The sequence below is a fragment of the Pseudonocardia sp. NPDC046786 genome, from assembly GCF_040645415.1.
GTDB lineage: Bacteria > Actinomycetota > Actinomycetes > Mycobacteriales > Pseudonocardiaceae > Pseudonocardia > Pseudonocardia kongjuensis.
This window is the reverse complement of the sequence record NZ_JBEYYF010000002.1, coordinates 295,965-322,572: the sequence shown is the minus strand read 5'-3', so window position 1 is coordinate 322,572 and position 26,608 is coordinate 295,965. Positions and strand designations below refer to the sequence as shown.

Annotated in this window: 25 protein-coding genes and 3 tRNA genes; 12 read left to right on the top strand and 16 right to left on the bottom strand. The window is 74.5% G+C overall.

What is annotated here, in order from left to right; genetic code table 11:
- Positions 1-11: 11 nt before the first annotated feature.
- Positions 12-1,049 carry an LCP family protein gene (locus tag ABZ881_RS03505; RefSeq protein ID WP_358481477.1) on the bottom strand — a complete coding sequence of 346 codons (1,038 nt, stop codon included), beginning with the start codon at positions 1,047-1,049 and terminating at the stop codon, positions 12-14.
- 272 nt (positions 1,050-1,321) lie between these two features.
- Here ABZ881_RS03505 and ABZ881_RS03500 point away from each other — a divergent pair, with 272 nt between their 5' ends.
- Entirely contained in the window at positions 1,322-1,612 is a 291-nt protein-coding gene (locus ABZ881_RS03500) for a hypothetical protein (protein WP_358481476.1), read from the top strand.
- A 94-nt stretch (positions 1,613-1,706) separates the two neighbouring features.
- Here the strand turns inward: ABZ881_RS03500 and ABZ881_RS03495 are convergent, their stop codons facing one another.
- Positions 1,707-2,219, bottom strand: a complete 513-nt coding sequence (locus ABZ881_RS03495; protein WP_358481475.1) for an HNH endonuclease — start codon at positions 2,217-2,219, stop codon at positions 1,707-1,709.
- A 364-nt stretch (positions 2,220-2,583) separates the two neighbouring features.
- On the opposite strand from ABZ881_RS03495, the gene ABZ881_RS03490 reads away from it, so the two are divergent.
- Positions 2,584-2,775 (top strand): hypothetical protein, encoded by a 192-nt coding sequence (locus tag ABZ881_RS03490; protein WP_344027406.1) that lies wholly within the window; start codon positions 2,584-2,586, stop codon positions 2,773-2,775.
- A 9-nt stretch (positions 2,776-2,784) separates the two neighbouring features.
- Here the strand turns inward: ABZ881_RS03490 and ABZ881_RS03485 are convergent, their stop codons facing one another.
- From ABZ881_RS03485 to ABZ881_RS03475, 3 genes are all read right to left on the bottom strand, one after another.
- Positions 2,785-3,897: a cystathionine gamma-lyase gene (locus ABZ881_RS03485; protein WP_358481474.1), complete on the bottom strand. Its 1,113-nt coding sequence runs from the start codon at positions 3,895-3,897 to the stop codon at positions 2,785-2,787.
- 182 nt (positions 3,898-4,079) lie between these two features.
- Positions 4,080-5,114 carry an NAD(P)H-dependent glycerol-3-phosphate dehydrogenase gene (locus ABZ881_RS03480; protein ID WP_344027400.1) on the bottom strand — a complete coding sequence of 345 codons (1,035 nt, stop codon included), beginning with the start codon at positions 5,112-5,114 and terminating at the stop codon, positions 4,080-4,082.
- The gene (locus ABZ881_RS03475) at positions 5,111-5,830 is read right to left on the bottom strand and encodes a lysophospholipid acyltransferase family protein (protein ID WP_344027398.1); all 720 of its coding nucleotides are present in this window, start codon (positions 5,828-5,830) and stop codon (positions 5,111-5,113) included. The genes ABZ881_RS03480 and ABZ881_RS03475 overlap by 4 nt, the downstream gene beginning before the upstream one ends.
- A gap of 188 nt (positions 5,831-6,018) precedes the next feature.
- Between ABZ881_RS03475 and cofC the strand changes: the two genes are divergently transcribed.
- The 3 genes from cofC (at position 6,019) to ABZ881_RS03460 (ending at position 10,175) form a co-directional block, all read left to right on the top strand.
- Positions 6,019-6,747: a 2-phospho-L-lactate guanylyltransferase gene (cofC, locus tag ABZ881_RS03470; RefSeq protein ID WP_358481472.1), complete on the top strand. Its 729-nt coding sequence runs from the start codon at positions 6,019-6,021 to the stop codon at positions 6,745-6,747.
- 205 nt (positions 6,748-6,952) lie between these two features.
- Positions 6,953-9,208 (top strand): RNA degradosome polyphosphate kinase, encoded by a 2,256-nt coding sequence (locus ABZ881_RS03465; protein ID WP_358481585.1) that lies wholly within the window; start codon positions 6,953-6,955, stop codon positions 9,206-9,208.
- Between the two features lie 7 nt (positions 9,209-9,215).
- Positions 9,216-10,175 carry an NUDIX hydrolase gene (locus ABZ881_RS03460; protein ID WP_358481470.1) on the top strand — a complete coding sequence of 320 codons (960 nt, stop codon included), beginning with the start codon at positions 9,216-9,218 and terminating at the stop codon, positions 10,173-10,175.
- 63 nt (positions 10,176-10,238) lie between these two features.
- Here the strand turns inward: ABZ881_RS03460 and ABZ881_RS03455 are convergent, their stop codons facing one another.
- The 3 genes from ABZ881_RS03455 to leuC all read right to left on the bottom strand — a co-directional run bounded on the left by ABZ881_RS03455 (position 10,239) and on the right by leuC (position 12,999).
- A complete protein-coding gene (locus tag ABZ881_RS03455) occupies positions 10,239-10,844 on the bottom strand; it encodes an HU family DNA-binding protein (RefSeq protein ID WP_358481469.1) in 606 nt (201 codons plus the stop codon).
- Positions 10,845-10,981: 137 nt separating this feature from the next.
- Positions 10,982-11,572, bottom strand: a complete 591-nt coding sequence (gene leuD / locus ABZ881_RS03450) for a 3-isopropylmalate dehydratase small subunit (RefSeq protein WP_358481467.1) — start codon at positions 11,570-11,572, stop codon at positions 10,982-10,984.
- Entirely contained in the window at positions 11,572-12,999 is a 1,428-nt protein-coding gene (gene leuC / locus ABZ881_RS03445; protein ID WP_358481465.1) for a 3-isopropylmalate dehydratase large subunit, read from the bottom strand. Before leuC ends, leuD begins: the two co-directional genes overlap by 1 nt.
- A 66-nt stretch (positions 13,000-13,065) precedes the next feature.
- Between leuC and ABZ881_RS03440 the strand changes: the two genes are divergently transcribed.
- Both ABZ881_RS03440 and ABZ881_RS03435 read left to right on the top strand, forming a co-directional pair.
- On the top strand, positions 13,066-13,770 hold the full coding sequence (locus tag ABZ881_RS03440) for an IclR family transcriptional regulator (RefSeq protein ID WP_344027386.1): 705 nt from the start codon (positions 13,066-13,068) through the stop codon (positions 13,768-13,770).
- A gap of 136 nt (positions 13,771-13,906) precedes the next feature.
- The gene (locus ABZ881_RS03435) at positions 13,907-15,706 is read left to right on the top strand and encodes an Hsp70 family protein (protein WP_358481462.1); all 1,800 of its coding nucleotides are present in this window, start codon (positions 13,907-13,909) and stop codon (positions 15,704-15,706) included.
- A gap of 374 nt (positions 15,707-16,080) precedes the next feature.
- On the opposite strand, the gene ABZ881_RS03430 is transcribed toward ABZ881_RS03435, so the two are convergent.
- The 4 genes from ABZ881_RS03430 to gltX form a co-directional block, all read right to left on the bottom strand.
- A tRNA-Glu gene (locus ABZ881_RS03430) sits at positions 16,081-16,156 on the bottom strand.
- A 71-nt stretch (positions 16,157-16,227) separates the two neighbouring features.
- Positions 16,228-16,303, bottom strand: a tRNA-Glu gene (locus ABZ881_RS03425).
- Between the two features lie 66 nt (positions 16,304-16,369).
- Positions 16,370-16,441 (bottom strand) — tRNA-Gln (locus ABZ881_RS03420).
- A gap of 54 nt (positions 16,442-16,495) precedes the next feature.
- Complete coding sequence (gene gltX / locus ABZ881_RS03415; protein WP_358481461.1) at positions 16,496-17,980, bottom strand: glutamate--tRNA ligase; 1,485 nt, start codon at positions 17,978-17,980, stop codon at positions 16,496-16,498.
- Between the two features lie 94 nt (positions 17,981-18,074).
- Between gltX and ABZ881_RS03410 the strand changes: the two genes are divergently transcribed.
- Complete coding sequence (locus ABZ881_RS03410; protein WP_358481460.1) at positions 18,075-19,100, top strand: LacI family DNA-binding transcriptional regulator; 1,026 nt, start codon at positions 18,075-18,077, stop codon at positions 19,098-19,100.
- Here ABZ881_RS03410 and ABZ881_RS03405 read toward each other — a convergent pair.
- Positions 19,052-20,038 (bottom strand): ABC transporter substrate-binding protein, encoded by a 987-nt coding sequence (locus tag ABZ881_RS03405; RefSeq protein ID WP_358481459.1) that lies wholly within the window; start codon positions 20,036-20,038, stop codon positions 19,052-19,054. The two genes, ABZ881_RS03410 and ABZ881_RS03405, sit on opposite strands and share 49 nt — an antisense overlap.
- Positions 20,039-20,195: 157 nt before the next feature.
- Here ABZ881_RS03405 and ABZ881_RS03400 point away from each other — a divergent pair, with 157 nt between their 5' ends.
- On the top strand, positions 20,196-20,504 hold the full coding sequence (locus tag ABZ881_RS03400) for an EthD family reductase (protein WP_344027380.1): 309 nt from the start codon (positions 20,196-20,198) through the stop codon (positions 20,502-20,504).
- A 41-nt stretch (positions 20,505-20,545) separates the two neighbouring features.
- Here the strand turns inward: ABZ881_RS03400 and ABZ881_RS03395 are convergent, their stop codons facing one another.
- The 3 genes from ABZ881_RS03395 to ABZ881_RS03385 all read right to left on the bottom strand — a co-directional run bounded on the left by ABZ881_RS03395 (position 20,546) and on the right by ABZ881_RS03385 (position 23,536).
- On the bottom strand, positions 20,546-21,586 hold the full coding sequence (locus ABZ881_RS03395; protein ID WP_344027378.1) for a 3-isopropylmalate dehydrogenase: 1,041 nt from the start codon (positions 21,584-21,586) through the stop codon (positions 20,546-20,548).
- Between the two features lie 238 nt (positions 21,587-21,824).
- Positions 21,825-22,589, bottom strand: a complete 765-nt coding sequence (locus ABZ881_RS03390) for an ABC transporter permease (RefSeq protein WP_358481457.1) — start codon at positions 22,587-22,589, stop codon at positions 21,825-21,827.
- On the bottom strand, positions 22,586-23,536 hold the full coding sequence (locus ABZ881_RS03385) for an ABC transporter ATP-binding protein (protein WP_358481456.1): 951 nt from the start codon (positions 23,534-23,536) through the stop codon (positions 22,586-22,588). The genes ABZ881_RS03390 and ABZ881_RS03385 overlap by 4 nt, the downstream gene beginning before the upstream one ends.
- A 210-nt stretch (positions 23,537-23,746) precedes the next feature.
- Between ABZ881_RS03385 and ABZ881_RS03380 the strand changes: the two genes are divergently transcribed.
- From ABZ881_RS03380 to ABZ881_RS03370, 3 genes are read left to right on the top strand one after another with little or no spacing between them, the layout of a single operon-like run.
- Positions 23,747-24,958, top strand: coding sequence for a histidine kinase (locus tag ABZ881_RS03380; protein WP_358481455.1), 1,212 nt, complete (start codon positions 23,747-23,749; stop codon positions 24,956-24,958).
- A 14-nt stretch (positions 24,959-24,972) separates the two neighbouring features.
- Positions 24,973-25,575 (top strand): response regulator transcription factor, encoded by a 603-nt coding sequence (locus ABZ881_RS03375; RefSeq protein ID WP_358481583.1) that lies wholly within the window; start codon positions 24,973-24,975, stop codon positions 25,573-25,575.
- A 16-nt stretch (positions 25,576-25,591) separates the two neighbouring features.
- Positions 25,592-26,608, top strand: coding sequence for an LLM class flavin-dependent oxidoreductase (locus ABZ881_RS03370; protein ID WP_358481453.1), 1,017 nt, complete (start codon positions 25,592-25,594; stop codon positions 26,606-26,608).

Sequence of the window (26,608 nt, the reverse complement as noted above, 5' to 3'; positions counted from 1 at the left end):
GCCCGGGCCGGTTAGGACGGCGTCCCGCTCAGTGCCTCCCCCGGGTTCAGGTCCGCGTACTGCTGCACCGACCCGTTCCGCACCGCCCCCCACAGCTCCTGCCCGCGGGCCTCGTCCAGGTAGACGACCGACTGCGCCCCCTCCCGGCCCAGCCCGGCGACCGGCGCGGTCACGAACGCCACGTCCGATCCGCGCAGGTTCCGGTTCTCCAGGGCCAGCGTGACGAGCCCGGTGTTCGTCAGCGAGTCGTCGATGCTGACCGCGTCGCCGACGCTCGTCGCGAACGAGTACAGCGTCGACGGGTCGGTGGTCGCCGCCGCCTGCACCTTCTCCAGCAGCGCCTTGATCGCGTTCTGCTGGCGGGCCGCCCGGTCCAGGTCGCCGCCCGGGAGGTCGTAGCGCTGCCGGACGTAGGCGAGCGCCTGGGTGCCGTCGAGGTGGTTCTCGCCCGCCGTGAAGTCGACGCCGGCGTTGCTGGTGGCCCGCGCGACCGTCACGTCGATCCCGCCGACCGAGTCGACCAGCGAGGTGAACCCGGCGAAGTCGATCACGCCGAAGTGGTCGACCCGGACCCCGGTGAGCTGTTCGACGGTCTCGATCAGCAGCGGCGCCCCGCCGTAGGCGTACGCGGCGTTGGCCTTGTCCATGCCGCGGCCGGGGATCTCCACCCAGGAGTCGCGCGGGACCGACACCACCGACGCGCGCCGGCCGTCCGGGGCGAGCGTGCCCAGCATGATCACGTCGCTGCGCTCGGAGCCGCCGTCGGCGTCCGGCGCGGCACCGGCACCGGTGATCGGCTCGTCGGCCCGTGAGTCGGTGCCGACGAGCAGGAACGTGGTCCCGCCGAAGGTCGCCGGCCGGTCGGTCGCCTCCAGGCCGCGGAAGGCGTCCGGGATCCGCGGCACGTCGTTGCCGACGCTCGACACCAGGTAGGCGACCGCGCCCGCCACGACGAGCAGCAGCACCAGCAGCAGCGTCAGGAAGGTGACCAGGAACCGGCGGCCGGTACGGCGCCGCGTCACGGGGGGCGGGGGGACGGCGTTGCGCATCGGAATCCTTCCGGGACCGCTCGATGGTCCGGTTGTCTCGTCGTAGTAGGACGTCCGGCGTTACCGAAAGGTTGACGCCCGGCGTTCGCGATCGAGATCACCGTTACGCATAGTTGCAGGTCAGGGCCTGGCGAGTACCCATCGTGAACGTTCTGGAAAAGCCGTCATCAGTTCTGGGGAACCAACGGGGGAGTCGCTAATGGGCCACCCGGAGTAGGCGAAGTACCGGGCAGAACGGCCACCCGGTCGTAGCGGACCCGACAGGAGCCCCGATGAGCGTCACCCCGGACACCCCGACCGCCGTCTCCCCGGCCGGTGCGATCCCGGCCCCGCGGTCCGCCGCGGACGACGCCGCCGCGAACCCCGCAGCCCCCCCGGTCGCGCCGCAGGCCCCGGCGGTCGTCGACCCGTGCCGGTGCGGGCACGGGCGCGACGCGCACGAGCACTACCGCCCGGGCACCGACTGCGGCGCCTGCGGCACCGGCTGCAGCGCGTTCCGGGCCCGCGACGCCCGCCCGGTCCGGCGCCGGGTGCGGCTGGCCTCCCGGCTGCTCCGCCCCTGATCCGGCCCCTGATCCGGCCCCTGATCCGGCGCCGATCCGCGCCCGTGCGGCGCGCTCCGGCGCCCGTGCGGCGCGGGCCGGCATCCGTACAGCGCTACGCCGCCGACAGCCAGGGCTCCCAGGCCGGCAGCGGCTCGACCGCCAGCACCAGCACGCCGGCCCCGCTGCGCGACGGCGGCCCGGGAACGGTCGCCAGCGTCCAGCCGAGCTCCTCGACGAGCCGGTCCGCCTTGCGCGAGTTGCACGCCCGGCAGGCGGCGACGCAGTTCTCCCAGCTGTGCGCACCGCCGCGGCTGCGCGGGACCACGTGGTCGATGGTGTCCGCCCGTTTGCCGCAGTAGGCGCAGCGACGGCCGTCCCGGCGCAGCACGCCGGCGCGAGTCATCGGGACCGCGCGGCGGTACGGGACGCGCACGTAGCGGGACAGCCGCAGCACCGACGGCGCGGGGAGCGAGAGGTTCTCGGACCGGAACGCCGTGCCCTCCAGCGCCTCCTGGAGACACTCGGCCTTGCCGGAGAGCAGCAGGCGGATCGCCCGCTTCGAGGTGACGACGGCCAGCGGTTCGAAGCTGGCGTTGAGGAGCAGTACCCGGGCCCCAGTCGGCACCGGCACCGCCGTCGGCGGCTCGGTACCCGGTGCGGGAGGGTGATCGTCGGGGAGCGGATCGACCGCTCTCAGGTCGGGGGTGACGACGGTCCCGGCACCACTGGGGACGGGTTGTCGGTACGGCACGCGACCACCTCCGCGAACGCTCGAGGTCCGTGATGTAGTCGACCATACGGAAGCCGGGTTACGCGAGTGTGATAGCAGTACCGACGACCGGTGTACGCGGTGCCCGTCCGGCGCCGCCGACCGCCCCGGCCGCCCACCGGCCATCCCGGTGTAACCAGCGGAAACGTCTGCTTCACACCCGGCGTGCGGTCGGCCACAGCCCGGTGCCGGGCCCGCCCCGGGCGGCTATACACGGGCCATGGACGAGAACAGCGAGCACGCCGACCCGGAGGTGCGGGACTCCACCTGCACCTGCTGCGGTCGCCGCGGGGCGCGCGAACGGTTCCAGGTCTCCGGTCCGGGTGCGCCGACGTTCGTCGCCGTCTGCCCGTACTGCGACCTGCAACCGGCGGAGATCCAGGGCTGGCTGGGCGAGATCGCCCGGGACTGATCCCGGCCGCTACCCCAGCGCGCCGATCACGTCGGCCACCAGGTCGGCGGTGTCCTCCACGCCGCAGGACAGCCGCACCAGCCCCTCGGGCACCGCGTCGCCCCAGCGGGCCCGCCGGTCCGCTGCGGTGCGCAGGCCGCCGAAGCTCGTCGTCGAGTCGACCAGGGTGGTGCGGGCGAGGAAGTCCGAGACGGCGTGCACGTCGGGCAGGGTGAACCGGAGGATGCCGTTCCAGCGGCGCATCTGGGTGCGGGCGAGCGCGTGCGCCGGATCGTCGGCCAGCCCGGGCCAGCGGACGTCGCGCACCGCGCCGTGCCCGCGCAGCGCCACCGCGAGCGCCCGGGCGTTCTCCGCCTGCCGGGCCAGCCGCAGGTCCAGAGTGCCGAGGCCGCGCAGCGCCAGCCACGTCTCCATCGGGCCGGGGATCGCCCCGCCCCGGGTGCGGGCGGCCCGGATCCGCTCGGCGTGCACCGGATCGGCCGCGCTGACGTGCCCGAGCAGCAGGTCCCCGTGCCCGGACAGCGCCTTGGTGTCCGAGGCGACCACCAGGTCCGCGCCGAGCTCCAGGGGGCGCTGGCCGAGCGGCGTGCAGGTGGTGTTGTCGACGGCGACGACCGCGCCGGTCCGGTGCGCGGCGGCGGCGATCGCGGCGATGTCGCACACCTCCAGACCCGGGTTCGACGGCGTCTCCAGCAGCACCAGCCCCGGCCGCGTCTCCTCGATCGCCGCGGCCCAGTCACCGGCCGTCGCGCAGTACCCGACGCCGACGCCCAGCGGAGCCAGCTCCTCGTCGGCCAGCAGCCGGGCCACGTAGTAGCCGTCCGAGGGCAGCAGCACGCCGCGGTCCGGCCCGGTGAAACCGCGCAGCACCGCCGCGATCGCCGCCATCCCGCTGGGGAAGGCGACGCACGGCCCGCCGTCGAGCTCGCCGACGGCGACCTCGAAATCACGCCACGTCGGGTTGTCCGCGCGGGCGTAGAAGTCCGCACCCGGCTCCGCCTGCTCGGGCCGGCCGAGATGGAAGGTGCTGGTCAGCACCGGGCCGTGGTGCGCCGGGGCGCCGATCTCCGGCGCACCGTGCCCGCCGCCGCCCCGAACGCATCTGGTCCCGTCGCCGCTCATCGGGCGACACGCTACCCGGGCCCCGGCGGCCCGCGATCGGCTCCTCCGCCGCCCCACCGGTGAAACGGACATGCTATCCGCTAAGTCCCGAGGTGCGGGACGGAGGGCGGTATCCGATGACGGTCGACGACCGGGTCCGACACGGCAGGCCCCGAGCCGCGACCCTGAGCGACCGCGGCGCGCTACTCGGGCTTCGGCGCCCGCGAGATCAGCTCCTTCGCCATCTGCGGCGCTGTCATCCCCTCGTGGCAGACCCGGCGCACCGCGTCCGCGATCGGCAGCTCCACGCCGTGCCGCTCACCGAGCTCGCAGATCGACAGGCAGGACTTGACGCCCTCGGCGACCTGCCCGTGGTTGGCCCGCTCGGCCTCGGCGAGGGTCGCGCCGCGGCCGATCTGCTCGCCGAAGGTGCGGTTGCGCGACAGCGGCGACGAGCACGTCGCCACCAGGTCGCCCATCCCGGCGAGCCCGGCGAAGGTCAGCGGCGAGGCGCCGAGCGCCATCCCGAGCCGGGACATCTCGGCCAGCCCGCGGGTGATCAGCGACGCCCGCGAGTTGTCGCCCAGCCCCATCCCGGACGCCACGCCGACGGCCAGCGCGATCACGTTCTTGCCGGCGCCGCCCAGCTCGGCGCCGATCACGTCGGTGTTGGTGTAGGCGCGGAAGTAGCCGGTCGCGCACGCCGTCTGCAACGCGACGGCGCGGCCGTGGTCGGTGCAGGCGATCACGGTGGCGGTCGGCTGCTCGTGCGCGATCTCGGCGGCCAGGTTCGGCCCGGAGACCACGGCGAGCCGGTTCACGCCGACCCCGGTGACGTCGTCGATCACCTCGGTCATCCGCTTCAGCGTGCCCAGCTCGACGCCCTTGGCGAGGCTGGTCAGGGTGACCCCGTCCGGGATCAGGTCGCGCCAGTGCTCCAGGTTGGCGCGCAGCGACTGGGACGGCACCGCCAGCACCACCGCGTCCACCCCGTCCAGCGCCTCCGCCGGGTCCGAGGTGGCGCGCAGCCGGTCCGGCAACTCGACGCCGGGCAGGTAGTCCGGGTTCTGCCGGGTCCCGTTGACGGCGTCGGCCACCTCTCCGCGACGGGCCCACAGCCGCACCTCGCGGCCGGCGTCGCCGAGCACCTTCGCGAAGGAGGTGCCCCAGCTCCCGGCACCGAGCACGGCGACCCGGGCGATGTCGTGCACCGGTTCGTTCACCGGACGCGCGCTCATCGCCCGGCCTCCCGCTCCGGCCCGCGCCGGAAGAACTCGGCGGGGGCCGGCTCGTCGCGCACCTGGGCCAGCAGGTCCCGCACCGCGGCCATGATCAGGTCGGTGACCTCGCGCAGCACCACGGCGTCGACCGGGCGGCCGCGGTGGCCGGACAGGTCCACCGGCTCCCCGGCCCGCAGCACCAGCTCGGTGCGCGGCAGCGGCCGGAACCGCTTGCCGTAGTGGTCGTAGACCTCCCGGGTGCCCCAGTGGACCATCGGCACGACCGGGACGTCGGAGGCCAGCGCCATCCGGGCGACCCCGGTCCGCGAGCGCATCGGCCAGCCGTCCGGGTCCCGGGTGATGGTGCCCTCCGGGTAGATGATGACGATCTTGCCGTCGGCGAGCGCCTGGGTGCCGGCGGCGAGGCTCTGCTGGGCGTCGGCGGTGTCCCGGAAGACCGGGATCTGCCCGCTGCCGCGCAGGATCGACCCGAGCACCGGGACGTCCCACAGGCTGTTCTTCGCCATGAACCGCGGCACCCGGCGCGCGGTGTGCACGAACAGCGCGGTGTGGATCGGGTCCAGGTACGAGATGTGGTTCCCGACGAGCAGCGCGCCGCCGGTCGCGGGCAGGTGCTCGCGGCCCTCGTAGCGTTGCCGGCCGGTCAGCCAGCCCAGCGGGTAGAACACGGTCGCGGCGAGCCCGACCCAGAATCCGCCCTTCTCGCGGGCCACCGGCGGCCTCCTCACACCCGCGTCGAGGCGGGGTCGTCAGCGGTCCCGGACCGCGAGTGATCCGGATCGTCCGGGTGGAGTCTCCCCACAACGGACCGTCCCGGTAAACCCACCCCCGGTGCCGCCCGCCCGCCCGACCCGGTCCCGTGACGCCTCCGTGACACGGGAACGGCCTCCGAGGTGCGACGATGGTCGGTGTGACCCTGCGGGCGGACCTGGTCGTGCCGGTGAAACCGCTGCCCAAGGCCAAGACCCGGCTGCGCGGCGCCGCAGACGGCGGCGTCGGCGAGCTCGGCGCGCACCAGCGGCTGGCGCTGGCGCTGGCCCGGGACACGGTCGCCGCGGCCGTCGCGGCGGCCACGGTCCGCCGGGTGCTGGTGATCTCGTCCGACCCGGCGGTCGCGATGGAGGTCGGCGCGCTCGGCGTCGAGGTCGTCACCGATCCCGGCCGCGGCCTGAACGGGGCGCTGCGGCACGGCGCCGCGCTGCTGCGCTCGGCCGACGACGACGTGATCATCGGTGCCCTGCAGGCCGACCTGCCGGCGCTGCGCCCGGCCGAGCTGGACGACGCCGTCACCATCGCGGCCCGGCTGTTCGGCTCCGGGGTGCACCGCGCCTTCCAGCCCGACGCACCCGGCGAGGGCACCACGCTGCTGCTCGCCGCCCCCGGCCGGCGGCTCGATCCGCACTTCGGCGGCGCCTCGGCGGCGGCGCACCGGGAGTCCGGGGCGGTCGTGCTGCCCGGGGTGCGGCCCGGGCTGCGCCGCGACGTCGACACCGTCACCGATCTCGACGAGGCGGTGCGGCTCGGGGTCGGCGCCTGGACCCGCGCGGTGATCGACGCGCGGGACGCCCTACCGCAGGCCGGACCGGCGGGCAGTCCCCCGCCCGGGGCGCTCCGCTGCCCGAAGGTGTGACACATCTCCGCCCGAGGCACCGGGAATTCACCGACCTCCCGCGGTGTCACCCTTGGCCGACCCGCGCGAGGTGCGAAACAATCGCCGGGTGAGTGACGACGCGGCAGCACCGAACGGGCGGAACGGCTCGTCCCAGCGCGGTGGCCCCGCCCACTCCGGGGCGCGCCCGGGCGGGCGCCGCGCCCCGCGCCCCGCCTCCCGCCGGATGCACACCGCGAGCCGGGCCGTCGCCGACCAGGTCAGCCCGGACCAGCCGGTGCCCGCGGAGATCCCGGCCCAGCAGGCGCCGCCCACCGCGCCGCCCCCGCCGCCGGGTGCGGCCCCGATCGCGCCGCCGGCCGGGGCGACCACGCCGGCGTCGGCGGTGCCGGACGTGCTGCCCGAGGACCGCTACCTCAACCGCGAGCTGTCCTGGCTCGACTTCAACGCCCGGGTGCTCGCCCTGGCCGAGGACGCCAGCCAGCCGCTGCTGGAGCGGGCCAAGTTCCTCGCCATCTTCGCGTCCAACCTGGACGAGTTCTACATGGTCCGGGTGGCCGGCCTGAAGCGCCGCGACGAGACCGGCCTGAGCGTGCGCAGCGCCGACGGCCTCACCCCGCGCCAGCAGCTGGCCCGCATCACCGAGCGGTCCCGGGCGTTGTCCCGGGCGCACGCCGAGGTGTTCATGGACGAGTTGCGCCCGGAGCTGGACGCGGCGGGCGTCTACATCCGGGCCTGGGACGACCTGACCGACGCCGAGCGGCTGCGGCTGTCCGACTACTTCTCCGAGTCGGTCTTCCCGGTGCTCACCCCGCTCGCCGTGGACCCGGCGCATCCGTTCCCCTACATCTCCGGGCTGTCGCTCAACCTGGCGGTCACGGTGCGTGACCCGGAGGGGCGGACCGAGCGCTTCGCCCGGGTGAAGGTGCCGAACAACGTGCCGCGCCTGGTGACCGTCGACCCGCCGGACACCGACACCCGCTCCGGCAACCGGACCGTCACGTTCCTGCCGATCGAGGACCTGATCGCCGCGCACCTCGGCGACCTGTTCACCGGGATGGACGTCGCCGAGGTGCATCCGTTCCGGGTCACCCGCAACGCCGACCTGGAGGTCGAGGAGGACCGCGACGAGGACCTCCTGCAGGCGCTGGAGCGCGAGCTGGCCCGGCGCCGGTTCGGCCCGCCGGTGCGGCTCGAAGTGCTCGACACGATGTCCGAGCACGTCCTGGAACTGCTGCTGCGCGAGCTCGACGTGGACCCGAACGACGTCGTCACGGTGCCCGGGCTGCTCGACCTGACCGGGTTGTGGCAGGTGCACGGGGTGAACCGCCCCGACCTGAAGGACGAGCCGTTCCGCCCGGCCACCCATCCGGCGTTCGCCGAGCGGGAGACCCCGCGCAGCGTGTTCGCGACGCTGCGCGAGGGCGACGTGCTGGTGCACCACCCCTACGACTCGTTCTCCACCAGCGTGCAGCGGTTCATCGAGCAGGCCGCCGCCGATCCGAACGTGCTGGCGATCAAGCAGACGCTGTACCGGACCTCCGGCGACTCGCCGATCGTGAACGCCCTGATCGACGCCGCCGAGGCCGGCAAGCAGGTGGTCGCGCTGGTCGAGATCAAGGCCCGGTTCGACGAGCAGGCCAACATCCGCTGGGCCCGCCAGTTGGAGAAGGCGGGCGTGCACGTCGTCTACGGCCTGGTCGGCCTGAAGACGCACTGCAAGACGGCGCTGGTCGTCCGACAGGAGGGCTCGGAGATCCGCCGGTACTGCCACATCGGCACCGGCAACTACAACCCGAAGACGGCGCGGCTCTACGAGGACATCGGCGTCCTCACCGCCGATCCGACGATCGGCGCCGACCTCACCGACCTGTTCAACTCGCTGACCGGCTACTCCCGGCAGACGTCGTACCGCAGCCTGCTGGTCGCGCCGTACGGGGTGCGCCGCGGCATCGTCCGCCGGATCGACGACGAGATCGAGGCGCACCGCACCGGGGAGCCCGGCGCGCGCGTCCGGATCAAGGTGAACTCGCTGGTCGACGAGGCCGTGATCGACGCCTGCTACCGGGCGTCGCAGGCCGGGGTGCCGGTCGACATCGTGGTCCGCGGGATCTGCGCGATGATCCCGGGGCGCCCGGGGCTGTCGGAGAACGTGACGATCCGCTCGCTGCTCGGGCCGTTCCTGGAGCACTCCCGGGTGCTGCACTTCGGCGCCGCCGACGAGTACTGGATCGGCTCGGCGGACATGATGCACCGCAACCTCGACCGCCGCGTCGAGGTGATGCTGCGGGTGACCGATCCGAAGCTCGCCGACCAGCTCGGCGACATGTTCGACTCCTGCCTCGATCCGGCGACCCGCTGCTGGACGCTCGGGCCGGACGGGATCTGGTCGCCCTCGCCCGCGCCCGGGTCGTCGAACATCCGGGTGCGCGACCACCAGGTGGAGATGATGAACTCGCGCCGCGGGTCGGTCGAGGACTGACCGGCCGATGACGTTCCTCTCCCCGGTGCGCACCGACGGTGCCGAGGTCGATCCGGCGGGCCTGGCCGACGTGGTGGCCGCCGGGACGGTACCCTACCGGCGATCCCCCGGCGGCGGGCTGCAGATCGCACTGGTGCACCGGCCGCGCTACGACGACTGGACGCTGCCCAAAGGCCACCAGGACCCTGGCGAGTCACTGACCCTGACCGCGCTGCGCGAGACCACCGAGGAGGCCCGGCTGGACTGCCGGCTCGGTGCGCGGCTCGGCCACACCACCTACCGGGTGCCCGGCCGCGGCCGGAAGGTCGTGCACTACTGGGCGGCCGAGGCGATCGGCGACCACGGCTTCACCCCGAACGACGAGACCGACGCGCTGCGCTGGGTCTCCCCGGCCGAGGCGGCGTCACTGCTCACCCACGGACACGACACGCGGCTGGTCACCCGGCTCGCCAGGACCGGCGTGCCGTCGTCGACGGTGGTGCTGGTCCGGCACGCGAAGGCAGGCAGCCGCACCGCCTGGGAGGGCGACGACGACCTGCGGCCGCTGTCCGGCACCGGGCACACCCAGGCCGACCGGCTCGCCGGGTTCCTGCCCCGGTTCGGCCCGGACCGGCTCTGCACGGCGCCGCCGCTGCGCTGCGGGCAGACGATCGCGCCGTTCGCCGGGAAGAGCGGGCTGGGTTCCGGGCGGGTCGAGGACCTCCCGGTGGAGCCGCTGCTCGGCGAGAACGGCTACTGGGTCGATCCGGACGCCGGGCGGGCCCGGTTCCGCGAGCTCGCCGCCCAGCCCGGGGTGACACTGATCAGCAGCCAGGGCGGGGTGATCCCGGACGTCGTGGAGGACCTGCTCGACGAGGCGGGCGCCGCCGCCGAGGCCCCTTCCCACAAGGCGAGCACCTGGCTCCTCGGCCTGGACCCGGCGGGCGCCCTCCTGTTCGCCGACTACTACCGCCGCCCCTCCCCCTGATCCCGCCGAGCGGTACACCGGTGCCGAGGGGTGCCCCTCACCGGTCGTGCCGGGGACGGAGGATCAGGTGGCGGGGGGCTTCTTCGCCGCGGGCTTCCTCGACGCGGCCGTTGCGGGCTTCTTCGACGCGGCCGTTGCGGGCTTCTTCGCCGCGGCGGCGGGCTTCTTCGCGGCAGCGGACTTCGCGCCGGCAGCGGGCTTTCCGGCAGCAGCGGACTTCGCGCCGGCGGCGGGCCCGGTACGGGCAGCGGCGGGCTTGGCGGCGGCCGGCTTGCGCGCCGCGGGCCTGCGTGCCCCGGGCGCCGCGGACGCGGCCCGCCCCACGGCTGCACCGGCGGCCGCGCGTTCGCGCGGGGCGCGCTTCGGCGCGCTCGTCGCACCCGCGGCGGCGGCCTCGCTCCCGGCCACCCGGTCCTTGAAGGCGGCGCCCGGCCGGAACGACGGCACGATCGTCTCCCCCACCGGCACGGTCTCGCCGGTCCGCGGGTTGCGAGCGGTGCGGGGCGCGCGCCGGCGTGGCTCGAACACGCCGAAGCCGGTCAGCGTGACCGAGCCGCCCGCACCCACGGTCTCCACGATGACGTCGACCATCGCGTCCACAGCGGCGGTGGCGGCCCGACGGTCACCGAGCCGGGTGGTCAGCGCATCGACGAGCTGAGCCTTGTTCATGGTCACGAACGGTAGGGGTAGGCCCTGCAACGCACCAGATCTGGCGGCGAGTCGAGGTCGCATACCCACCGGTCGGGCAGGGCCGTACGGGTGGTCGCGGGCCGACCGGTGACGGCCCGCGACCACCCGGTGCGATCTCACACCGTGGTGCGTGGCATCCGATCGGGGCGGGTTCCCTCGAACGCGGTGATCGCGTCCTCGTGACGGAGGGTGAGGCCGATGTCGTCCAGTCCCTCCAGCAGCCGCCACCGGGCGTAGTCGTCGATCGTGAAGGCGACGGTCAGGTCGCCCGCCTGCACCGACCGCTCCCGGAGGTCGACGGTCACCTCGGTGCCCGGCTCGTTCTCCAGCTTCTTCCAGAGCAGCTCCACGTCGGGCTGCTCCACCTGAGCCGCGACCAGTCCGGCCTTGGCCGAGTTGCCGCGGAAGATGTCGGCGAACCGGGACGCGATGACGACCCGGAACCCGTAGTCCATCAGCGCCCAGACGGCGTGCTCGCGGGACGATCCGGTGCCGAAGTCCGGGCCGGCGACGAGCACCGAACCGCGGTCGTAGGGCTCGTTGTTCAGGATGAACGACGGGTCCTGCCGCCAGGCGGAGAACAGGCCGTCGTCGAAGCCGGTGCGGGTGACCCGCTTCAGGTAGACCGCCGGGATGATCTGGTCGGTGTCCACGTTGGACCAGCGCAGCGGGACGCCGATCCCGGTGTGGGTGTCGAACTTCTCCATCAGTCCAGGTCCTCCGGGCTCGACAGGGTGCCGCGGATCGCGGTGGCCGCGGCGACCAGGGGCGAGACGAGGTGGGTGCGGCCGCCCTTGCCCTGCCGCCCCTCGAAGTTCCGGTTCGACGTCGACGCGCAGCGCTCGCCCGGGGCGAGCTGGTCCGGGTTCATGCCCAGGCACATCGAGCACCCCGCGGAGCGCCACTCGGCGCCGGCGCTGGTGAAGATCTCGTGCAGGCCCTCCTCCTCGGCCTGTTTGCGCACCCGCATCGAGCCCGGGACGACGAGCATCCGCATGCCGTCGGCGACCTTGCGCCCGTCCAGGATCCCGGCGACCGACCGCAGGTCCTCGATCCGCCCGTTGGTGCAGGAGCCGACGAACACCGCGTCCACCCCGACCTCGCGCAGCGGGGTCCCGCCGGTCAGACCCATGTAGGTCAGCGCCTTCTCGACGGCCGCGCGCTCGGCCTCGTCGGTGATCCGCTCCGGGTCCGGGACGGACTCGGCCAGCGGCAGCCCCTGCCCCGGGTTGGTGCCCCAGGTGACGAACGGGGTGAGCTCGTCGGCGTCGATGTCGACGACGGCGTCGAAGGTGGCACCCTCGTCGGTCCGCAGCGACCGCCAGTCGGCGACGGCGGCGTCCCAGTCCTCGCCCGAGGGCGCGTGCTCGCGGCCCTTCAGGTAGGCGAACGTCGTCTCGTCCGGGGCGATCATCCCGGCCCGCGCGCCCGCCTCGATCGACATGTTGCAGATCGTCATCCGGGCCTCCATCGAGAGGTTCTCGATGACGTTGCCGCGGTACTCGAGCACGTAGCCCTGTCCGCCGCCGGTGCCGATCCGGGCGATCACCGCGAGGATGACGTCCTTGCTGGTGACCCCGGGCCGCAGCGTCCCGTCGGAGGAGTTGACGTTGATCGCCATCGTGCGGAACCGCTTGAGCGGCAGGGTCTGCGTCGCGAGCACGTGCTCGACCTCGGAGGTGCCGATGCCGAAGGCCATCGCCCCGAACGCGCCGTGCGTGGAGGTGTGCGAGTCGCCGCAGACGACGGTGGTGCCGGGCTGGGTGAGACCCAGCTGCGGCCCGACGACGTGCACGATGCCCTGCTCGGCGTGGTTCATCGGGTAGAGCCGCACGCCGAACTCGGCGCAGTTGCGGCGCAGCGTCTCGACCTGCGTGCGGGACACCTCGTCGGCGATCGGCGCGAGGACGTCGAGGGTCGGTACGTTGTGGTCCTCGGTGGCGAGTGTCAGGTCGGTGCGCCGCACCGGCCGGCCTGCGAGCCGGAGCCCGTCGAAGGCCTGCGGGCTGGTGACCTCGTGCACCAGGTGCAGGTCGATGTAGAGCAGGTCCGGCTCGTCACCCTCGCCCGCCCGGACGAGATGCCGGTCCCAGACTTTCTCGGCCAGCGTGCGCGGCGTCTCTGCAGGGCTCACGCTCGCCTCCCTCTGTGATCTGATCGCGGGTGGACTTCCCACGATCTGGGACGTTAGTATCGGAACGTGGGACAGTCTAGCGGGATCGGCGTGCTCGACAAGGCGGTGGGGGTTCTCCGCGCGACGGCGGAGGGGCCCTGTGGGCTGGCCGAGCTCTGTGAGCGCACCGGCCTGCCCCGGGCGACCGCGCACCGGCTGGCCGTCGGACTGGAGGCACACGGCATGCTGCTGCGCACGCCGGACGGGCGCTGGCACCCGGGCCCGACGCTCGGCCAGCTGGCCGGCGGGCGGCCCGATCCGCTGCTCGACGCGGCGGCCGCGGTGCTCCCCCGGCTGCGCGACATCACCGGCGAGAGCGTGCAGCTCTACCGCCGCGACGGGGTGCACCGGATCTGCATCGCTCACGCCGAGCCGCCGTCCGGGCTGCGCGACACCGTGCCGGTCGGCTCCCGGCTGCCGATGACCGCCGGATCCGGCGCCAAGGTGCTGGCCGCCTGGTCCGATCCGCAGACCCAGCGGCAGGTGCTCGCCGACGCCACCTTCTCCGACCGGGTACTGGTCGACGTCCGCCGCCGCGGCTGGGCGCAGAGCGTGGCCGAGCGGGAGGCCGGCGTCGCGTCGGTCTCCGCCCCGGTCCGCGACGCCGCGGGCCAGGTCGTCGCCGCGGTCTCGGTGTCCGGGCCGGTCGACCGGATCGGCAGGCGGCCCGGCGTGCGCTGGGCGGCCGACCTGCTCGCGGCGGCCGACGCGCTGCAGCACCGGCTGGCCTGACCCCGGGCCCCGGCACATCCCCCGTCCCACTACCGTGTGGGGGTCCGGCACCGGGCCGGTCCCGTGACGACGGTGGAGTGCTTCCGGGGAGACTGTGCTTACCAGCAAATCGGCGGGCTACCTCCTGGGTGTCGACGTGGGCACGACCAGGACGGCGGCCGCGGTCATCCGCTCCGGCAGCCCCGGCCCGGAGATGGTCACCCTCGGTGACCACTCGGTCGACATCCCGTCCGTGGTCCACTGCGCGCCGGACGGCGCGCTGCTGTTCGGCGACGCCGCCGAGCGCCGCGCGCTGACCGAGCCCGACCGGGTCGCGCGCGAGTTCAAGCGCCGCATCGGCGACCCCACCCCGATCCCGCTGGGCGAGCACGCCTTCACCCCCGAGCAGCTGTCCGCGCTGCTGGCCGGGCACGTCGTCGACATCGTGTCCCGGATCGAGGGCGGCCCGCCGGACCGGATCGCGGTGTCCCACCCGGCGTCCTGGGGCGGGCACAAGCGGGAGCTGTTCGCCGGCGCGCTCGCCGAGCGCGGACTGGCCGTCACCTTCCTCACCGAGCCGCAGTCGGCCGCCCTGCACTACGCCGCCAACGAGCGGGTCGAGGGCGGCGCCACCGTCGCCGTCTACGACCTGGGCGGGGGGACGTTCGACGCCGCCGTCGTCCGCAAGGAGGCGGCCGGGACCACCGATACGGGTGGCACCGTCATCGGTGGGACGCTGTTCACGCTGCTCGGCCGGCCGGAGGGCGTCGAGCAGCTGGGTGGCGCGGACTTCGACCAGGCCGTCGTCGACCACGTCCGGGAGGCCGTGCCGCAGGCGTTCGAGGCGCTCGACGAGGCCGATCCGGACAGCTGGTCGCAGATGGCCCGGCTGCGCCGCGACTGCCGCGAGGCCAAGGAGGCGCTGTCCGCCGACACCGAGGTCTCGATCCCGGTCTGGCTGGGCGAGATCCGGACGACGGTGCGGTTGCACCGCAGCGACTTCGAGGAGCGCATCCGGCCCCGGCTCGACGAGTCGGTGGAGGCGCTGCAGCGGGCGATCGAGTCCGCCGGGCTGGCCGCGTCCGGTCCGTCGGTGGTGCTGCTGGTCGGTGGCTCGTCCCGGGTGCCGCTGGTCGCACAGCTGGTCTCGTCCGAGCTCGGGCGGCCGGTGCAGGTCGACGCCGACCCGAAGAACGCGATCGCGAAGGGCGCGGTGCTCGCGCTGGGCCCGGTCGATCCGGCCACCGCGACCCCGCCGGGGGCCGGCCCCGCCGCCGGCGCTGCCGCTGCGGGTGCTGCCGGTGGGGCTGCGCTGGCCGACGATCCTGGCCCGCTGCCCTGGGAGGGCCCGGACCCGGTCACCGGCCGGATCCCGGCCGGTCCGCCGCCGACCACCCAGCTCCCCGCCGGGCAGACCGCCTACCTCGACGGCGCGAACGCCGATCCGCCGACCGACCGGATCCCGGTCGTGCCGCCGCCCTACGGCGGGTACCCCGGCGACGATCCGGCCACCGCGAGCTACGGCTACGACGACGGCACCACCGTCTCGCCGCCGCCGTCGGCGATGGCGCGGCGCTCCCCGGCGGTGCTCATCGGGGCGGGCGGGGTCGTGGCCGCGCTCGCCGTGCTGGGCGCGGTGTTCTTCTGGCCGCAGGACCGCTCGGTGAGCAATGCCACGCCCGAGCTGCCCGCGCTGCCGACGACCAGTGAGGCGCCGCCGCCGACCAGCGAGGAACCCGCACCGCCGCCGCAGCGGCAGGACCCGGAGCCGACCCGGGAGCGGACCACCGTGCGGACGACATCGGAGGAAGCGCCGCCGCCCCCGCCGCCGCCCCCGCCGGTGACGACACCCGACGACCCGCCGACGACCGACCCGGTCGACCCGACCACGGACGACCCTCCGCCCACGACGACGCCGAGCAGTCCGCCGCCGCCCGTGGACCCACCGGTCGAGTAGGACCGGTCGACCAGCCGACGACGGACGATCCGCCGAGTTCGCCGCCGACCGACACCACGCCGGTGGAGCAACCCATCGCAAGCGGCCAGCCGTGATCCGGTAGCTGCGGCCTGTACCTCGGTCCGACTCCGCAACGGACCTGCTCGACGCAGTTCTCCCGGATCTGCCCGCCAGACTGGTCGTGCGGGTGTCGGGGGTTCGCACGCGTCGTGTTACGCCCGAGCCGCGGCCGGCGGCGCCGACCTTCGACGGCGCGCGCGGAGGCCGCACTGCTCCCGGAGCCCGGCGGACTCCGTTGCGGCGCGGGCTCCCCGACCGGGCACCCGGCACGAACGAAAGGCCCCCGCTCCGCATGGAGCAGGGGCCGTTCGCTGTGGTAGTCCCGACGGGATTTGAACCCGCGCTACCGCCTTGAGAGGGCGGCGTCCTAGGCCGCTAGACGACGGGACCAGGAACATCGGTATTCATCTCTGAACCGGACCACGGACGAACCGTGAACCGGACGCGACAGGCATCTCGCGTGGTAGCCCCGACGGGATTTGAACCCGCGCTACCGCCTTGAGAGGGCGGCGTCCTGGGCCGCTAGACGACGGGGCCGAGACGAGATGATGCCGATGTCAGAAATCCGGGCCTGGAACTGGATGAACCAGGAGGCGATTTCCGCTGGGGTACCAGGACTCGAACCTAGACTAACTGAACCAGAATCAGTCGTGCTGCCAATTACACCATACCCCATCGAAAATCGGGGCCCCATTTCGACCGGGCCCCGATCTCCGTGCTGCAGGTACTCTAACCCATGCCCCGGGAGTGCCGGACACCGGCCCCCAGGCGGGCCAGCGACCGCTCGCGGCCCAGCAGCTCCATGCTCTCGTAGAGCGGCGGCGACACCGTCCGGCCGCTGATGGCGACCCGCACCGGGGCGAACGCCTTCCGCGGCTTGAGGCCCAGGCCGTCCACCAGCGAGCTCTTGAGCGACTCCTCGATGGCCTGCGCGGTCCACTCGGGGAGCTCGGTCAGGCCGGCCACTGCGGCGTCGAGCACCGGCTCGGCGTCGGCGTTCAGGTTCTTCCCGGCCGCGTCCGCGTCGGGGGTGAAGCTCTCCTCGTCCCGGAACAGGAAGGCGAGCATCCGGGCCGCGTCGGACAGCACCTGGCTGCGTTCCTGCACCAGCGGCGCAGCGGCGGCCAGCAGGTCCCGCTGGTCCGCGGTGAGCTCGATCCCCTCGGCCGCGAGGTAGGGCACCACCCGCGCGGCGAAGTCGTCCGGGGCGAGCAGCCGCAGGTGCGCCGCGTTGATCGCCTCGGCCTTCTTCACGTCGAACCGGGCGGCGTTGCCGGACACCCGGGAGACGTCGAAGGCGGCGACCATCTCGTCCAGGCCGAACACGTCCCGGTCGTCGGCGATCGACCAGCCGAGCAGCGCCAGGTAGTTGAGCAGCCCCTCCGGGACGAAACCGCGGTCCCGGTGGTGGAACAGGTTGGACTCCGGATCGCGCTTGGACAGCTTGCGGTTGCCCTCGCCGGTGACCAGCGGCAGGTGCGCGTAGACGAAGGGCCCGTTGCCGATCCCGACCCGCTGCAGCGCCTGCAGCAGCGCGATCTGGCGCGGCGTCGAGGCGAGCAGGTCCTCGCCGCGCAGCACGTGGGTGATCTCCATCAGCGCGTCGTCGACCGGGTTGGTCAGCGGGTACAGCGGCGTGCCGTCGCCGCGGGCCAGCACGAAGTCGGGTACCTGGCCGGCCCGGAAGGTGATCTCGCCGCGGACCCGGTCGGTGAAGGTGATGTCGGAGTCGGGCATCCGCAGCCGGTAGACCGGGGAGCGACCCTCGGCGCGGAAGGCGGCCTTCTGCTCGTCGGTGAGGTCCCGGTCGGCGTTGTCGTAACCGAGCTTCGGGTCCCGCCCGGCGGCCCGGTGCCGGGCCTCGATCTCCTCGCCCGAGGAGAACGACTCGTAGACCTCGCCGCCCTCGATCAGCCTGCGCAGCGCGTCGGCGTAGATCTCGCCGCGCTCGCTCTGCCGGTACGGGCCGTGCGGGCCGCCCTTCTCGACCCCCTCGTCCCAGTCGAGGCCGAGCCAGTTCAGCGCGTCGAGCAGGGCCTGGTAGGACTCGGCGGAGTCCCGGCTGGCGTCGGTGTCCTCGATCCGGAACACCAGGGTGCCGCCGTGGTGGCGGGCGTGCGCCCAGTTGAACAGGGCGGTGCGGATGAGACCGACGTGCGGGATACCGGTCGGGGACGGCGAGAACCGCACCCGGACCTGGGCTGGAGTACTCATGGTGGGGTCAGGGTAGTCCGGCCGTCCGCGACGGCTCCTACCATCTCCGCACCGGCCGGCTCCGACACCGGTGAGATCCTTGGGAAGGCGGCGGATGTCGCGCGAGACAGGTCCCCCGCCGTACGTCCGGCGGCGCCCCACGATCACCGACGTCGCGGCGGCGGCCGGGGTGTCGGTGTCAACCGTGTCGTCGGCGATGAACGGCACCGGCCGGGTCGACCCGGCGACCCGGGAGCGGGTGCGCGCGACGGCTGCGGAGCTCGGCTGGCGACCGCGCCGCGCCGCCCAGGCCCTGCGGTCGGGCCGGACCGGCACCGTCGCGCTGTGCATCCCGCCCGATCGCGCGCACTGGGCCCGCTGGATGCGCGACTCGGACTATCTGCAGCAGCTGACGGTCGCCTGCGCGGCGAGCGCGATCGAGGCCGGTCTGCTCATGCTGCTGGCGCCGCGCCCGTCCGGTGCGGACGAGCTGGCCCGGCTGGACGTCGACGGGATGCTGCTGCTCGACCCGTTCCGCGACGACCCGGTCGCCGCCGCGTGTACGGCGGCCGGGCTCGCCCTGGTCACGGTGGACCGCGAACCCGGCCGTGAGGACGGTTGGTGGGCGGGCAACGACCACTCCGCCGCGACCCTGCTGGCGCTGGACCACCTCGACCGGCGGGGGGCCCGCCGGGTGGCCCTGTTCTCCGGCGCCGAGCCGTGGGCGTGGCTGGAGGACACCCGCCGCGCCTACGACGGCTGGTGCGCCGACCGGGGGACCGCTCCCGTCGTCCGGACCTTGGGCATGGACCGCACGATCGTCGACGCGGCGGACGCGGCCCGCACCCTGCCGGCCGACGTCGACGCCGTGCTGGCCCTGCCCACCGACGCCGCCCTCGGTGTCCGGCGGGCGGCTCCCGGGCTCGCCGTGGTGTCCGGCGTGGACACCACGGCGGTGGCCACCGCCGGGATCACCGCACTCGACCTGCGCCCCACCGAGCTCGGCGAGGCGGCGGTCGCGCTGCTGGTCCGCCGCCTCGCCGGGGCGGCCCCCGGACCGGTCGTGGTACCCGCGCGGCTCCGCGTCCGGGATCAGCCCAGCGACGCCGCGAGCTTCGGCACGAACCCGTCGAGCAGGTAGGGCAGCGACAGCGGGCTCGCGAACTGGAGCGCGTCGTAGTCCGAGCCCTCGATCCACAGCGTCCGGCCCTCGGCGACGGCGGGCACCGCGGCGAGCACCGGATCGCTCTCGATGCCGGCCCGCTCGGCAGGTGAGCCGACCTGGAACGCCACGACGTCCCCGTCGAGCATCCCGGCCTGCTCGCGGGAGAGATAGGCGTAGAACTGGTCGCCCGCCGCGGCGTCGATCGCCGGCGGCACGACCATCCCGAGCTCGCCGAAGAAGCGGGTGCGGGTGTCGGCGCCCGCGTGGACGGGGTACTGCCCGTCGTAGGCCGGCCCGGACAGCACGACGCTCCGCCCGGCGAGCTGCGGGTGCTCCGACCGCACCCGGGCGAACTCCCCCTCGACCTCGGCGACGATCTCCTCGGCCCGCTCCGGCTGCCCGAGCGCCCGCCCGGTGATCCGGGTCTGCTCCTGCCACGGGACGCCGAAGTCGATGTGGCCCTGCGGCGGTACGACGACCGGCGCGATCCGGCTCAGCACGTCGTACTGGGCCCGGTCGAGGCCCGCCGTGACCGCCATGATCAGGTCCGGTCGCAGGGCGGCGACGGCCTCCGGGTCGACGTCCTCGCGGGGCAGGATCGCGGGCGACGCGTCACCCGCGATCTCGTCGGCCCAGGGGAAGAAGGCGTCGTCCTCCGGACCGAAGGCGTACCGGACCCCCACCGGGACGACGCCGAACGCGAGAATCGCGTCCTGCTCGGTGAAGCCGAGGGCGACGACCCGCTCCGGCTCCTCGGGAATGGTGACGGCGCCGAACCGGTGGTCCACGGTGACGGGGAAGGCGGCCCCACCTTCGGACGGGGCGGGTTGGCCTTCCGGGTCGGCTGCGCCGGCGCAGCCGGTGACGAGGGCGCTCGCGACGGCGAGGGCCACGAGCAGACGGATTCGATGCACCCCGATGGTATAGCGGAGATGAGCCTAACCTGCCAGAACGTTTCGGCAACGAGTGACCGGCCTAACCGGCGGTGGTGCGGGACCGGCCGATGCAGCAGTGTCGACGGTGGCGCGCGCAGCGAGGCGCCGCCGTACCGACACCGGAAGGAACCGACACGTGTTCCAGTTGACCGCCCTCTACAACCACCCCGAGGACCCGGCCGCGTTCGACCGGCACTACGACGGGGTGCACGCGCCGCTGGCGAAGAAGCTGCCCGGGCTGCAGCGCTACGTGGTCTCCCGCCCGGCGCCCGGTCCGGACGGGGCGAAGCCCGACTACCACCTGGTCGCGATCCTGGAGTTCGCCGACGCGGCCGCGTTCCAGGCCGGGATGGGCAGCGAGGAGGGTCAGGCCGCCGTCGCCGACCTGGAGAACTTCGCCGGTGCCGGGGTCAGCCTGCTGACCGGGCCCGCCGACGAGGTGTGACCGACGGACGGCCGCCGGGTTCCCGGCGGCCGTCCCGCGGATCAGGGTGTGGTGACCTCGCGGCTGGACACCAGCGCGGCGAGCCGGTCGCCGATCGACGAGGTGTTGCCGGTCGCCGAGTGGTCCCGGGTGGCGAGGTCGAACGCGACCGCCGCCTCGATCCGGCGGGCCGAGTCGCCGTGGCCCAGGTGGTCGAGCAGCAGCGCCACCGACAGCACCGCGGCCGTCGGGTCGGCGATGCCCTGCCCGGCGATGTCCGGCGCCGAGCCGTGCACCGGCTCGAACATCGACGGGTTGGTGCGGCTGGCGTCGAGGTTGCCGCTGGCCGCCAGCCCGATGCCGCCGGTGACGGCGGCCGCGAGGTCGGTGAGGATGTCGCCGAACAGGTTGTCGGTGACGATCACGTCGTAGCGGCCGGGATCGGTGACCATGTGGATCGTGGTCGAGTCGATGTGCTGGTAGGCGACCGAGACCTCCGGGTACTCCAGCGACACCTCCTCCACGATCCGCGACCACAGGGCGCCCGCGTAGGTCAGCACGTTGGTCTTGTGCACCAGGGTCAGGTGCTTGCGCGGGCGGCGCTGGGCGCGCGCGAACGCGTCCCGCACGACCCGCTCGATGCCGAACGCGGTGTTCTGGCTGACCTCGGTCGCGATCTCGTGCGGGGTGTCCTTGCGGAGCAGCCCGCCGGTGCCCACGTACGGGCCCTCGGTGCCCTCGCGGACGACCACCATGTCGATCTCGGCGTTGCCCGACAGCGGCCCGCGCACACCCGGGTAGAGCCGGGCCGGGCGGAGGTTCACGTGGTGGTCCAGCTCGAAACGCAGGCGCAGCAGCAGCCCGCGCTCCAGGATGCCGCTCGGCACCGACGGGTCACCGACCGCGCCCAGCAGGATCGCGTCGTGCTGCTTGATCTCGGTCAGCACGGTCTCCGGGAGCAGCTCGCCGGTGGAGTGCCAGCGCGCCGCACCGAGGTCGTACTCGACCGTCTCCACGTCGCGGGCGACCTCGCCGAGGACCTTGAGTGCCTCGTTGATCACTTCCGGGCCGATGCCGTCACCGGGGATGACCGCAAGGCGCATGACCTCGTCCTCTCGTCGTACTGCTGGCCGCACGCTACCGCCTGCCGACGCAGGGTCATCGCCTGGCCACCCGGAGGAGGGTGACCCGGAGAGTGAACCGTGCGCCGTTCGCGGTCGGCAGGAACCCACACGGGGCGGCACACGGCCACCTCCGGTGGTTCGTGCAGCCCATCACAGGACGTCCGCGGGCCGGGCCCGGACCGCGCGGGACCGCCCGTCCGGGTGACTCGCGACCCGGTCACCCGCGCGGCGTCCACCGCCACCGGGCGGCGGCGCCGAGCACCGCGACCGCGCTCCAGGCCAGCAGCAGCAGCGGGCCGAGGACGGCCGGGGCGAGGCCGCCGACGTCGGCTCCGGGCACCCCGGTCCACGCGGTCACGACCAGGTCGGCGACCGGGGTGCCGGGGACCAGCAGCAGGATCGCGCGCAGCGGCCCGTCGATCCCGGTGGCCAGCAGGTTCGCGGCGACCGAGGTGGCGATCACCAGCGGCAGCACGGTGAACTGGACGCTCTCGGCGCCCGCGCTGAACGTGCTGGTCAGCGCCCCGGCGACGACGCAGAACGCGGCGCCGAGCACGATCGGGACGACCAGTAGCAGCGGTTGTGCCGGCGGCGGGGCGCCGAGCGCGGTGAACACCACGAGCACCAGCAGCGTCTGCAGCACCCCGACCGCGAACAGCGGTGTCCCGGTCGCCGCGACGATCCCCGGCCCGGACAGCTCGGTCGTCCGCAACCGGGCCAGTGCGCCCGACTCGCGGCGCAGCGTGAACACCGTCGAGCTGGTCGCGTAGACCGACAGCAGCATCCCGACCAGCCCGGCGATGCCGGCCAGCATCCCCCAGCCCGCCGGGTCCTCCGGTGCCACCACGACCGCGAAGAACACCATCATCAGCGGCCCGGCGAGCAGGCTCAGCGCCACGGTGCGGCGGCGCAGCAGCATCCGCGTCTCCACCGGCGCCAGCCGCCACCACCGGCCGCCGCGCCGCCCGGCCGGCGCGCTCACCGGGCCCGCCCCGCCGGGTCCGCCGGGTCGGTCCCCCTGCTGACGGCATGGAACACCTCGTCCAGCCCGGCCCCGGTGACCCGCAGCCGGTGCAGCGCGACGCCGGCGTCCAGCGCCCAGCCGGTCAGCGCGTGCGTCGCGCGGGTCAGGTCGGCCGACTCCAGCCGCAGCGCGGTGCGGCCGTGCCCGGCCGACGCGCTGCTCAGCCCCGGCATCCGCGGCGGGCCGATCCCGGCGTCCAGCTCCGCGGTGACGGCGGCGGGCCGGCTGGCCAGCACCTCGGCCAGGGTCCCGGCGACCGCGACCCGGCCGGCGTGCATGATCGCCAGCCGGTCGGCGAGCGCCTCCGCCTCCTCCAGGTGGTGCGTGGTCAGGACGATCGCGGCGCCGCCGGCCCGCAGCCGCCGGACCATCGCCCAGAGCACCCGGCGCGACTCCGGGTCCAGGCCGGTGGTGGGCTCGTCCATGATCACCAGGTCGGGCCCGCCCCAGGTGGCGGTGGCGATGTCGAGCCGGCGCCGCTCCCCGCCGGAGAGCCGTCCGACCGGCACGTCCCGCCGGTGCCCGAGATCGACCCGGTCGATGCAGCCGTCGACGTCGTCGGTGCGGCTGGAGAGCGCGGCCGTCATCCGGATCGTCTCGGCGACGGTCAGCTCGGCCAGGAACCCGGCCTGCTGCAGGACGGCGCCGGTCCGGCGGCGGACGGTGCGCCCCGCGGTGACCGGATCGAGCCCGAACAGCCGGACGGTGCCGGCGTGCGGCGCGCGGAACCCTTGGACCAGCTCCAGCGTCGTCGTCTTGCCCGCGCCGTTGGTGCCCAGCAGCCCGAAGACCTCGCCGGGGTGCACGACCAGGTCGACGCCGTCGACCGCGATCGTGCCGCCGTACCGGAAGCCGAGGCCGCGCACCTCGATCGCCGGGCCGCCCGGGGTGTCCCGCCCCCTCACCGGGACACCCCGGCGGACACGATGTCGATCAGCAGCTGCATCGGGTCCTCCCCCGGTCCGGCGGTGCCCGTCGAGCATCTCCACCGGGCGGTCCGGTCAGTAGGGTCGGAACCGCACGGGCGGGGATGACTTCGGCGGGGGCGTGGGATGACATCTGTCAGGCGGTCGGACGGGCACGGCGCAGGCCCGACCGCCGGCGGGATCCGGGCGGTGCGCGTCTACCTGCGTTCCGGCCTCGTCGTGACGGCGGTGCTGTTCACCGGCATGGCGGCGCTCGTGCTGGCCGACGGCGTCTGGCCGCACCCGCTGACCAGCCCGCCGTCGCTGCTGCTGGTGCTGGTGCTCGCCGGGGTGGCCGGCGCCCACCTGACGCTCGTCCGGCCGGACGGCGCGCCGCCCACCGTGCTCCGCCAGGGGATCGCCGTCGCCGCGCTGCTGGCCGGGACCGCCGGCCTGCTGGTGGTGGCCCACCAGGCGCCGCGGGCCGCCGCCCTGTGGCTGCTGGTGCCCGGGGTGGCGCTGTCGGTGCTGCTGGCGGTGCGCGGCTGGCGGCGCGCCGACCTGGTCGCCGCCGGGCTGCTGGCCGTCGCGGCGGCCGCCGCGGCGACGGCGGCCGGCCTGCCGCAGTACGCGACGCCGTGGCTGCGCCCGCTGGTCGCCCTGTTCTTCCTCGCGTTCCCGGCGGCGACCGATCTCGGCCAGATCTGGATGCTCCGGGTGTTCGACCGGCTGGAGGAGGCGCGGCGGTTGGCCGAGGAGCTGGCGACCACCCGGGAGCGGGTCCGGATCGCGGCCGAGCTGCACGACGTGCAGGGACACTCGCTGCACGCGATCGCCATGCACGCCGAGCTCACCGAGCGGCTCGTCGGCGCCGACCCGGAGGCGGCGGCGCGGCACGCCCGCACCGTCCGGACCCTGGCCGCCGACGCGCTCGCCGAGACCCGCGCGCTGGTCCGCGGCTACCGGGACGCCGATCTCGCGGGCGAGCTGCGCAACGCGGCCGGTCTGCTGCGCGCCGCCGGTGCCGACGCCGAGGTGATCGGCGACGCGTCCGTGGTCCCCGCGGTGCACGCGGTGCTGCTCGGCCCGGTGGTCCGGGAGGCCGCGACCAACGTGCTCCGGCACAGCGACCCGTCCCGGGTGCGGTTCACCGTGCGGCGGGCCGGTGACCGCACCGAGCTGGACGTGTACAACGACGGTGTCCCGGACGAGCCGGCCGCCGCCGACCCGCACGGCGGCACCGGGCTGGCCGGGGTCCGGGACCGGATCGGCAAGCGGGGCGGGGACGTCGAGGCCGGTCCGGACGCCGCGGGCGGGTTCCGGCTGCGGGTGGTGCTGCTCAGCGGCTCCGAGGACGGACCCGACGGCCCGGGGGACCGGACCGGCGAACAGACCGGCGACACGGCGGGGGTGGACGCGTGAGTGCAGCGGAACGGATGCCGATCCGGCTGCTGGTGGCCGACGACGAGGAGCTGACCCGCACCGCGCTGGTCGCGCTGCTCGACCTGGAGGACGACATCCGGGTGGTTGCCGAGTGCCCCGACGGCGGCACCGCGGTGGACGCCGCGGCCCGGGAACGACCGGACGTCGCGCTGCTCGACCTGGAGATGCCGGTGCGCGACGGGGTGGAGGTGTGCGAGCGGCTCGCCGGCTCCCCGACCCGGACGATCGTGGTCACCCGGCACGCCAGGCCGGGCGTGCTGCGCCGGGCACTGGCCGCCGGCGCGTCCGGGTTCCTGCCCAAGTCGACGCCCGCCCAGCAGGTCGCCGACGTGGTGCGCCGGGTGCACGCCGGGCGCCGGTTCGTCGACCCGGACATCGCGGCGATGGCGCTGACCGAGGCCGACTGCCCGCTGACCACCCGCGAGCTGGACGTGCTGCGCGCCGCGCGGTCCGGCGGCACGGTCGCCGACATCGCCGCCGAGCTGCACCTGGCGCAGGGCACCGTGCGCAACTACCTGTCCGCGGCGATGACCACGCTCGACGCCCGGACCCGGCACGAAGCCGCCCGGCGGGCCTGGGAAGAGGGCTGGATCTGACCGCGTTGGCACCGGTGTGCCCACATCCCCGGAGCCGCTGCGCCGGCTCGGTTTCCTGACGATCGGTTCCTTCGACGCCGACGACCCGGGTCCCGGCCACGAGGCCACCCTCGAGGTGATCGCGCTCGGCGAGCGGCTGGGGTTCGACAGCGCGTTCGTCCGGCACCGGCACCTGCAGCACGGCATCTCCTCGCCGGTCGCGGTGCTCGCCGCGGCCACCCAGCGGACGTCGCGGATCGAGCTCGGCACCGCGGTCATCCCGCTGGGCTGGGAGAACCCGCTGCGGCTGGCCGAGGACCTGGCGACGGTGGACGTGCTCTCCGGCGGCCGGCTGCAGCCCGGTGTCAGCGTCGGTCCGCCGATGCAGTGGGAACACGTGCGGGAAGCGCTGTACCCGGACACCGCCGACGTCGAGGACTTCGGCCGGGAGCGGGTGTCCCGGCTGCTGCGGCTGGTCCGCGGCGAGCCGGCGAGCACGTTCTCCGGGACGGTCGGGATCGAGACGTTCTCCGAGCGTGTGCAGCCGCACTCCCCCGGCCTGATCGACCGGATGTGGTACGGCGCGGGCAGCGACAGCTCCGCGGTGTGGGCCGGTGAGCAGGGGCTGAACCTGCTGACCAGCAGCGTCGTGCGGGCCCCGGCGTGCGGGGAGACCGACTTCGCGACGATCCAGCGGCAGCAGATCCTCGCCTACCGCGCGGCGAACCCGGCCGGGCGCGTCTCGCAGGGCCTGGTGGTGGTGCCGACCGACTCGGCGACGGCCGCGCAGCGGGCCCGCTACACCGAGTACGCCATGGCCCGGGACGTCCGGGTCGGGACGCCGCAGGGCCCGGCGGGCATGCTGTTCGCCAGGGACCTGGTCGGCGCCTCGGACGAGATCGCCGCGGCGCTCCACGCGGACGCCGGGTTCCGGGAGGTCGACGAGGTGGTGTTCGCGCTGCCGTTCGGCTTCCCGCCGGAGGACTACCTGCAGATCCTCACCGACATGGCGACGAAGCTGGGCCCGGCGCTGGGCTGGGCGCCGCGCGGCTGA